The sequence below is a fragment of the Christensenella sp. genome, assembly GCF_034927525.1.
Lineage (GTDB): Bacteria > Bacillota > Clostridia > Christensenellales > Christensenellaceae > Christensenella.
Genome location: NZ_JAYFPU010000184.1, coordinates 1 through 9,160 on the forward strand (window position 1 = coordinate 1; position 9,160 = coordinate 9,160).

Below are 9,160 nucleotides of genomic sequence, written 5' to 3' on the forward strand. Positions count from 1 at the left end.
TAATATGCTCAATTTCCGCCGCATAGTTATTAATATTCTCATACAGTAACTCCGCGCCCTTTTCCGCCAGCTTATCGATCGGCTGGGAAATTGTCGTCAGCGACGGTTCCATCAGGTGTGCAAAATTCACATCGTCATAGCCCATGATCATAACGTCTTCCGGAAACCTGACGTTATGTTCCTTGAGCCTCTTCATAATACCAAAGGCCACATGATCGGATGTTGCAAATATTGCGTCGATACTGCCATCCACTAAAATCTTGGCGCCGATATTATACCCCATTTCCATCTTCCCGTACTGACTGTCTTCAATATAGATATACTCGTTTTTAATGGATTTCCCCATATCGGCCATCATGCGGCAAAACCCGTTAATACGATGCTCCAAAGCGGAACTGATCACCGGTTCGCTTGCGATGCATATCTGTTTTCCGCCCAGCTTCTCCAGATGCTCCGCAGCGAGTTGCCCCCCCAGCAGGTTATTGATTTCCACTGATGAAAACAGCTCCTCCATCCCTTTGGGCCGATCGTCGACAATAATGGTGGGAAGGTGATTTTCCAGCAATATATTATAGCTTTCCCTGCTGGCCATAGGATAACCGACGATCACCCCCGAAACGTTATATTGCAGCAGTGTTTTAATATAGTTTTTTTCGTAACTTGATTTATAAAAAGTATTGCACTGAAACGTCATGAACCCCCGCCGGCGCATGGCCGTTTCAACCCCTTTTGCGATTTCCGCGTAGAATCCGTTTTCAACATCCGGAATCAGCAGACCGATCGTCTTTTTCACGCGGTCTCTCGACACTCTCGACCATTTCTTCGGTACATATTCCAGCTCTTTCGCCGCCCGCAACACCCGTTTTGTCACAGTCTCCGAAATCTTTGCCGTACCGTTTATAACATGCGATACCGTTGCCTGGGTGACCCCTGCTTTTTGTGCAATGTCATCCATTGTTACCTTGCGCTCATTCTTCATATTGTTTCACTTTCCTGTCAGCAATCTTCCAAAAATAGGCATGACTTACGCGACATATCATTAATTTTCATTTATATTCATTTATCATGGTAACAATTTTTCATCCTATTTTCAATAGCCGCCAGTTATCCGATGCAAATCACCCCTTTTATTTTGTCTTCCTGCGACTCTTTCATAAACTCAATGCCTTTCCCCGCGTCAGCCAGGGAAAATCGGTGTGTAATGAGCGGGCCTAAATCGATCATATTTGCATCCAGCGCGTTGATCACGTTCGGCCAGATCTGGCCCGTCAGCCAGGAAAATTTGATTGTCCTGCTGCTTTGTATTGCTTCCAGCACCGGTATTTCCAGAACATCCCTTTCCCCAGGCAGTCCGAAATATACGATCGTTGAACCGCCCGACGAAACATCCAGCGCCGACTGCAAAGCCGGCATCGCATTTGTGGGAACAATGACTTTCTGCGCCATCAGGCCGTTCGTCAGTTCCGCGATCTTCGCGGATACATCTTCGCAGTAATACTGCGATTGTTTATCACCGCTGTTAAGCACGACGTCCGCTCCGCACGCAAGCCCGACCTGCAGCGGATAATCGAATATTCCGACCAGAACGACTCTGCCCGCTCCGCGCGCCTTTGCAAGCTGCACCATCATCAGGCCAATGGCGCCCGGCCCGATGACGACCACCGTATCCCCCAGCTCAATATCCAAGGTGGTAATACCGTGCGTCGCGCATGCAAGCGGCTCTGTCATCGCGCCATACTCATACAATACCGCGTTGCCAAGTTTGAAGACATTGGTGTAATCCACTTTGACATATTCAGCCAAGGCCCCGTTCACACTGACTCCCGGCACCCTGGACTGTTTGCACAGATTAAACATACCCTTTTTACAGTAGACGCACGAATTGCACGGCTGCACAGGATTGCATGTAACCCTGTCTCCTACACCAAGAAGTCCCAGACGCTTTACCTCTCTTCCCATTTCCACGACATCCCCGCTGAATTCATGTCCCAATACCAGCGGACCTTTTCCGTTTGGAGTATCGAGCGGGCTATGCCCATAATAATAGGAAATATCCGATCCGCAAATTCCGCATGCTTTTAACTTGATCAGAACTTCCCTGTCGCTGATTTGCGGAATATCTATTTCTTCTATCCTCATTTTCCCTGCTTCGTAGAAAACTTGGGCTTTCATCTTTCCTTTCACTTCAGACTTCCTCCACAATATTTCGCGTTAAGCTGATCGACAAATTTCTTACAATCCTCCGTAACCACCCATGCGTCCGGCCAGAAGCACAAATCGATTTCCCACCAGTTATTTTTGTAATTTGCTTTATCAAGGAGCGCTGGAATAATCCGGTCAAAATCGAGTACTCCCTGCCCAAACGGCGCGTGCGTGCTGGTATCGTTGTCGTGCATCGTATTATCCGAATCAATGAGATGAACGATCCCGATCATGTCTCTGACCATCCCGATGAATTCCAGAACGCCGCCCTGCAGAATTTCCTTTTCCCCAATCTGCCGTGCCGCGTTTACGGCGCACATCTGCGCGTGACAGGTGTCGAACATTAAGGAAAAATTCTTTTCGTCAACCGTTTGATATACTTCTATCACTTCACTTGGCTTGTTCAGCATAAACCCCGGTTCAAATTCCCAAACGACATCAATTCCCTCCGTTGCTGCGTATACACTGATTCTTTTCAGAAATTCGAAGATTCTTTCCTTACATTCCGCATAATCCATCCCCTTCGGAACAATCGGCGGGATACACGAGTCCATGCGGATCGTTCGAAATTCGCAATCTACCATCATTTGGATCGTCTTTTTGAAGTATCTCATAAACTGATCAAATTCCGTCACCGGATTCGCCTGCTCAATACATGCCGTATAACAAAGCACCTCCATGCCTGCGTCCGCAATCTTCCTTTTGAGCGCCTTTCGCGAACCTATGTCCGGGTAATCCTCCCAATATCCATGCGGTCGGAATCCGCCAATGCTTATCCCATCGAATCCCAGCTTTGCTACTTTTTCCAGAACGACATCCAGCGGAACCGGTTGATCCTGATATGGGCCAAAACAATATGCCCAGCTTCCAATCGATATTTTTTTCATGTGCTCTTCCCCTTGGTGATGTTCGTTACATATACTTTCTAATATATTTGCAACCTTCTATTGCGATGATATCGTCGTTTTCTGCAAACGGCCTCCATAGGTGAAGCCGCGCAATAAGCCCCGGCACGCTCTGGTTGAACGCTTCAATGTTAAGCCAGCCGTCATATCCGATTTCACGAATGGTCTGGAAAAGCTCAGGGTATACCGCAGGTCCCGTTCCCGGTATTCCACGGGTGTTTTCCGATATATGAATATGCTTTATCCGTTTTCCAGCCTTTTTCCATGCTCCCTGAATATCCAGTTCCTCAAGATTCCCGTGGTGCGTATCCGCGTGTATTCCAAAGTTTTCGTGGTTTACCATATCTACAATCTCGATCGCCTGATCGACTGTATTCACAAAATAGGTTTCGAATCGGTTAATCGGTTCGCCAGCCAATACCACATTGTTTTCTTTTGCATAGGGCGCGAGTTTTGCAAATGTTTCCGCGCACCATTCTTTTTCCTGCCGTGTCGGTCCTTTTCCGGTAAATCTTCCAAGTCCTTGGTACATTGGCCCCGCAATGACATTCGCCCCCAATACGACAGCTTTATCAATGCACCGTTTTATATAGTCGACCGCCGCATCACGCAGCCTTTTCTCCGGGTTGATCGGATCGGCTACAGTGGCAGGCAATGCGACGATTCCCGCCGCGCCCATGTCTATTTTTTTCAACTCCGCCGCGATTTCTTCCACATCCTGTATTTCCATATCGTCCAGTGATAATTCAATTCCATCAAAACCCCATTCCTTGATTTGGCGAATGAGCGGAATATGCTTTCGAGTAGGCATATCTGTCCATAGTAATAAATTCATTCCTACTTTCATTCTGTTTCTCCTAGATTTGTTTAAAGAGTAATTGTAATTTATTTATAACGTCTATATTATTTATATCATTAATTAATATAAATTTCAATAGTTAATTTTATTTTAACATATTAATATTTTGTCATCGCAAATTCCAGACTCCAAATTCATTCCTTCACATCATTGACTATACTGCCGGATAAAATTATTTAGGGCATCACGAAATATCAGTCAATGACGAGGATTATGCTACGGTTGCCGCGCCGCCGCAAACAACATCCGGCATCACAACGGTGCTGGCAGTTCTCATCGCGTTTGGCCGCTTGATTGCGCTCTCGCTAAAAGTCTTGCCAAAACCAAGGCAATATTTACGAACATACACAAACACCGCAGGAAAAGCAATCCATTGCTTTTCCTGCGGTGTTGTTTTCTTTTCATCCGTTAAAATGGATTTTCTGTCTTATAAAGCATTCCCTGAGGTTGGTTGAATGCAATATCTTCCACATCGAGATAATTCATTACCATAAAAAGCGCTTTTCCCACATGCCCAAATGCAACAGCGCCATGATGCGGATACCGCTTTTTAATCAATACATGCCTGTAAAAACGGCCCATCTGCGGAATCGCAAACACGCCGATTCCCCCAAACGACCGTGTTGGAACGGGTAACACCTCTCCCTGCGCTATATACGCCTGCAATGAGACGTCTGCATTTGCGTGCAACCGGAAAAAGGTGATTTCTCCCGGCAGAATATCGCCTTCCAACGTCCCACGCGTAATATCCGGCTGGCCACCATTTTCCAATAACCTGTTTTGGATCAGCTGATATTTCACAGCACCCTTAGAAAGTTTGCAAAATGGAGTGTTCCCACAATGAAACCCCATAAAGGTATCCTCCAGCGTGTAATCATACTTGTGTTCAATGCTGTTTTCAAACATTTCTTTCGGCACAGAATTATTGATATCAAGAAGCGTGACCGCATCCTGGGTAATACACGCGCCAATATACTCGCTGACAGCACCATAAATATCCACTTCACACGCCACCGGAACTCCCCTTGACACAAGCCTGCTGTTGACATAGCAATGCTCGAATCCAAATTCTGTGGGAAATGCTGGCCAACACTTGTTTGCAAACACCACATACTTGCGCGCCCCCTTGTGCGCGTCTGCCCAATCCATAAGCGTAAGCTCATACTGTGCCATACGCGGCAACAGATCCGGGTATTGGTTCCCTTCCATTCCAAGTTCTGCAGTCATATTTTCAACAATACTTGGAATGCGCTTATCTCCTGCATGCTGCCGATACGACACCAGAAGATCAAGCTCCGAGTTTTCCTCAATCTCTATGCCGAGATCATATAGCCCTTTGATAGGAGCATTGCATGAGAAAAAATCCTGCGGCCGCGGTCCGAAAGAGATCACCTTCAGCGACGCAAGACCTATGAGCGCTCTTGCCACAGGAATAAATTCCGCTGTCATTTTTGCGATGTCAAAAGCTGTTCCCACCGGATATTCCGGAATGACCGCCTTGAGTTTGCGCAGTCCTAAATTGTATGAACAATTGAGCATGCCGCAATAAGCATCTCCCCGTCCTTGCATTAAATCCGCTTCTTCTGCCACCGCCGCATATATAACGGGACCATCGAAATTCTTTGCAATCAACGTCTCTGGTGTTTCCGGCCCAAAGTTTCCAAGGAATACAAGCAGTGCGTTACAACCCGCTGCCTTTACTTCTTCAACAGCTTGAAGCATATCCTTCTCATTTTCTACCGTCGTTTTTGACTCAAATACTTCTATATCATACTCCTGACGGCACGCTGCCACGACAGCGCTTCTCCTGCGCTCTGAAAGAGAGATCACAAAACAATCTCTGCTGACCGCAATCACGCCAAGTTTTACTTCCGGTATATTATGCATTTTCTTATTCTCCTTTTCTGCATATAAAACCTACATTTTCGCTTAAAATTTTGATGTTTTATTTAATATCCAGAGTGGCCCTGATACTCCTCCACATTGTTCTTTGTGATGACCGGGCATTCAAGCTCTATATAATCGGGGATGTTTTCCCCACTCATCACTTTCACACCGGCAAATATGCCTGCCGGCATAGGGATCGGATACGCCACCACCGCGTCGATATATCCCGCGCTCACCGCATCGAGCGCCGATTCCTGCGCATCAATGCTTACAATTGGGATTTTACGATCTGCCGCATTCAGGGCCTGTATGATCCCCATGGTCATCACATCCGACTGACTGAAAATCGCATCGATATCACTATCATTTGGGAAACGCTGCAGCAGGTCTTCCATTTCTCCCAAGCCTCTCGTCTGTAAAAAATCTGCGTATGGCGCGGCGATTACTTCAATATCGGATCCTTCGATGCCCTGCGCGAAGCCAATATGCCTGTCGTTTGTATTGGAAGCAGCCGGCGCCCCTGTATTTCGACAACTTTTCCAGTCCCTCCTAAAAGTTTTACCATCGCTTCTCCCGCTTTTTTCCCAATTTTCACATCATCCGCTTTGACAACGGACTCATATTCCGCGGGTACATAACGATCTACACAGACCACGGGAATCCCCGCATCTTTCAACCGTTCAAACGCAGGCACCATTGCCTCTTTTTCTACAGGATCGATTACAAGAACGTCGATCCCCTTCGCAATATAGTCATCAGTTCCATTTTGTATGTGCTAAGCTTTTTATATCATTCATTTTAAAAACCTCCTTTTGTTTCCTTGCAGTTGTCAGGCCGCAAGTTCATTTTAACAAAAGGAGGTTTTTCTTCTCATAGCTACAAGCTTTTTTGATCCCCACGCACAGCGCGGGGTTTTCCTGCACAATAAAAAAAGAGCGGCTTTCCGCTCTTTTCATCTTTCATATTTAAACAAATACAATGTTTTCCGGCATTTCCCCCTCCGGCGGAGCACCATTACACACGACTGTACTGAAATCAGCGATTTCCGCAAATTTCAAAAAGCCCCGCATCTGCAATTTGCTGTCGTCCATCAGCAGCACACATTCATCTGTGTTTTCAAGCGCGATCCGCTTCATCAGCATGCTTTCCGTTTCCGTTGTATAGACAACGCCCTGCTGTGCGTCGATCCCTGTGCAGCCGATAAACGAGTAGCTAAAATGGAATTGTTTTAACACATCCTGTGCGAGCGGCCCCACTGTCATGCTGTAGTACGGCAAAAACTTTCCACCCACGACAATAACTTCAGCCGCCGGATTCGTCATTTTTCGCAATACAAGCTCGTTACACGTCACAAGCCTGATCCGTTTGTTCATCAAATGTTCCGCAAGCGGCACCATACTGGTACCCGCATCCACAAAAACACAATCCCCGTCGTTTACAAGGTCAGCGGCATATTTCGCAACCTTACGCTTTTCGTCCATATTGATGGAGATACGTTCATTCATCGTGAGCTCTGCGTCTTCAAGTACCTCTTCAAGCGCCGCGCCGCCCTGCACACGTCTTAGTTTTCCTTCTTTTTCCAGCTTCTCAAAATCCCTACGCACGGTAATTTCAGAAATGGCAAGCTCCTTGGCGATCTCTTTTAAATTGATGATCCCCTTTTTATTCAAGCAGTTCATGATGTATAGTTTACGTTCAGAAGCAATCATTTTGTTATACCCTTTCCTCACCACTGACAGCTATTCCATGCATTTTTCAAGCAGTGCCGCGCCAATAATGCCCGCGTCGTTGCCAAGCGTCGCAGCGACTGCCTCAGGTGCGCCAATATCCGAAGCGCCGAAAACATAATCCTGCAGCTTTTCGTTGAGCGGATCGAGCAGGCATTCTTTCTGGTTACAGATACCGCCGCCCACGATAACGATTTCCGGCCGTAGTACGGTCGATAGGTTTCCGATGCCTACCGCAACATATGAAATATATTGATCTACCACATCCTGCGCCGCTTTGTCTCCCTGCTTGGCCGATTCAAACGCTGTCCTGCCATCTACCTTACTTAAGTCATGACCGCAAAATTCATGCATCAGCGACTGTGGATGTGCCTGCATTGCCACTTTTGTCTGGTTGATAAGACCAGTCGCAGAGCCATAGGATTCCAAACATCCCTTTTTCCCGCAGGTACACATCACGCCGTCATATACGATGACAGTATGCCCCGGCTCAAAGCCCGCGCCGTCCGCACCTTTGAATATCCTGCCGTCGAGGATCATGCCACCGCCAACACCCGTACCGAGCGTGATCATCAACACATTTTGATACCCCTTTGCCGCGCCTGCGAGCGCTTCGCCAAGCGCCGCACAATCTGCGTCATTGTATACCAGTACCGGCAGGTCTATGTGCTTTTTCAATTCTTCTATGATGGGCACGTTGCGCCAGCCCATATTGTTCGCGAATGTAAGCAACCCCGTCTTTGGGTTGATACAGCTCGGACTTCCCACGCCAAGAGACGTGAAAGCCGAAAGTGGTAACCCCGCTTTTTCCGCAACTTCCTTTGCCGCACGCGCCATATCTGCAACGATCTCCTCAAAAGAACGATGCGCACCTGTCGGAATGCTGTGCCGCGCTACAATATTGTAGTTTTCGTCAACCACACCCGCCGCGATATTTGTGCCGCCGAGGTCTATCCCCAGATAATATTTCATTCGGTTCTCCCCTAAAAATCTTGTGAAATTCGTTACTATTATTTTACAATAATTATCAAAAAAAATCAAGCGCGATCAAATCGTGACATTCTGTTTAAACCAAAACCACACTTGCTCTGAGTAAGCTTCCTAGAAATACTTGTTACCGCCAGTCGTGATGCGGTGTTTGCTTCCGATGTCTTTGTAAACGAAGTGCGCAGACTCGGAATGCAAATAGCCATCAAAGACTGCGGTAAACTCAGACCGTGGGAAGCATAGCGGATAGAGGTTTCGATAAACAGCGCCTCAGACGCACTTATCTACACCGTCGTTTTAATAAACGTACATTCACCTTTGATCTGTATCGCACCGCTTCCGGCGGACACAAACAGGCTGTCGCCAGTCGCGAAGGAGAGTCTGTCTTCGCCATTTTCCACAGCCCCCTGTCCTTCTAAAATCACGAGAGAAACAAAGCTTTCTGTTCCTGCATGCACCGCCGCCCGCCCTGTGCTCGTAATGAGTTCTGTCGTGAAATATGGACAGCTTGCAAGCGCTCTGTGCTTCGCACCGCTTTCATCCGTCCATTCTTTTCCCGACGCACCCACTACCGACGGCTTGAGGTTGCTCAC

Annotated in this window: 7 protein-coding genes and 2 pseudogenes; all 9 read right to left on the reverse strand. The window is 47.2% G+C overall.

Annotated features, from left to right (window positions below; all coding sequences use genetic code 11):
- Positions 1 to 979: LacI family DNA-binding transcriptional regulator (locus VB081_RS07600; protein ID WP_323400222.1), on the reverse strand; the 979-nt coding region annotated here is incomplete at its 3' end.
- A gap of 125 nt (positions 980 to 1,104) precedes the next feature.
- Positions 1,105 to 2,184, reverse strand: coding sequence for a zinc-dependent alcohol dehydrogenase (locus tag VB081_RS07605; RefSeq protein WP_323400223.1), 1,080 nt, complete (start codon positions 2,182 to 2,184; stop codon positions 1,105 to 1,107).
- Complete coding sequence (locus VB081_RS07610; protein ID WP_323400224.1) at positions 2,181 to 3,089, reverse strand: sugar phosphate isomerase/epimerase family protein; 909 nt, start codon at positions 3,087 to 3,089, stop codon at positions 2,181 to 2,183. Before VB081_RS07610 ends, VB081_RS07605 begins: the two co-directional genes overlap by 4 nt.
- A 25-nt stretch (positions 3,090 to 3,114) precedes the next feature.
- Positions 3,115 to 3,954: a sugar phosphate isomerase/epimerase family protein gene (locus VB081_RS07615; RefSeq protein WP_323400225.1), complete on the reverse strand. Its 840-nt coding sequence runs from the start codon at positions 3,952 to 3,954 to the stop codon at positions 3,115 to 3,117.
- Between the two features lie 420 nt (positions 3,955 to 4,374).
- Positions 4,375 to 5,853: an L-fucose/L-arabinose isomerase family protein gene (locus tag VB081_RS07620; RefSeq protein ID WP_323400226.1), complete on the reverse strand. Its 1,479-nt coding sequence runs from the start codon at positions 5,851 to 5,853 to the stop codon at positions 4,375 to 4,377.
- A gap of 62 nt (positions 5,854 to 5,915) precedes the next feature.
- A pseudogene (locus VB081_RS07625) lies at positions 5,916 to 6,550 on the reverse strand (substrate-binding domain-containing protein).
- A gap of 268 nt (positions 6,551 to 6,818) precedes the next feature.
- Positions 6,819 to 7,562 (reverse strand): DeoR/GlpR family DNA-binding transcription regulator, encoded by a 744-nt coding sequence (locus VB081_RS07635; RefSeq protein WP_323400227.1) that lies wholly within the window; start codon positions 7,560 to 7,562, stop codon positions 6,819 to 6,821.
- A gap of 30 nt (positions 7,563 to 7,592) precedes the next feature.
- Positions 7,593 to 8,552: an ROK family protein gene (locus VB081_RS07640; protein WP_323400228.1), complete on the reverse strand. Its 960-nt coding sequence runs from the start codon at positions 8,550 to 8,552 to the stop codon at positions 7,593 to 7,595.
- 299 nt (positions 8,553 to 8,851) lie between these two features.
- Positions 8,852 to 9,160, reverse strand: a pseudogene (locus tag VB081_RS07645) (mannose-6-phosphate isomerase); the annotation flags it as partial.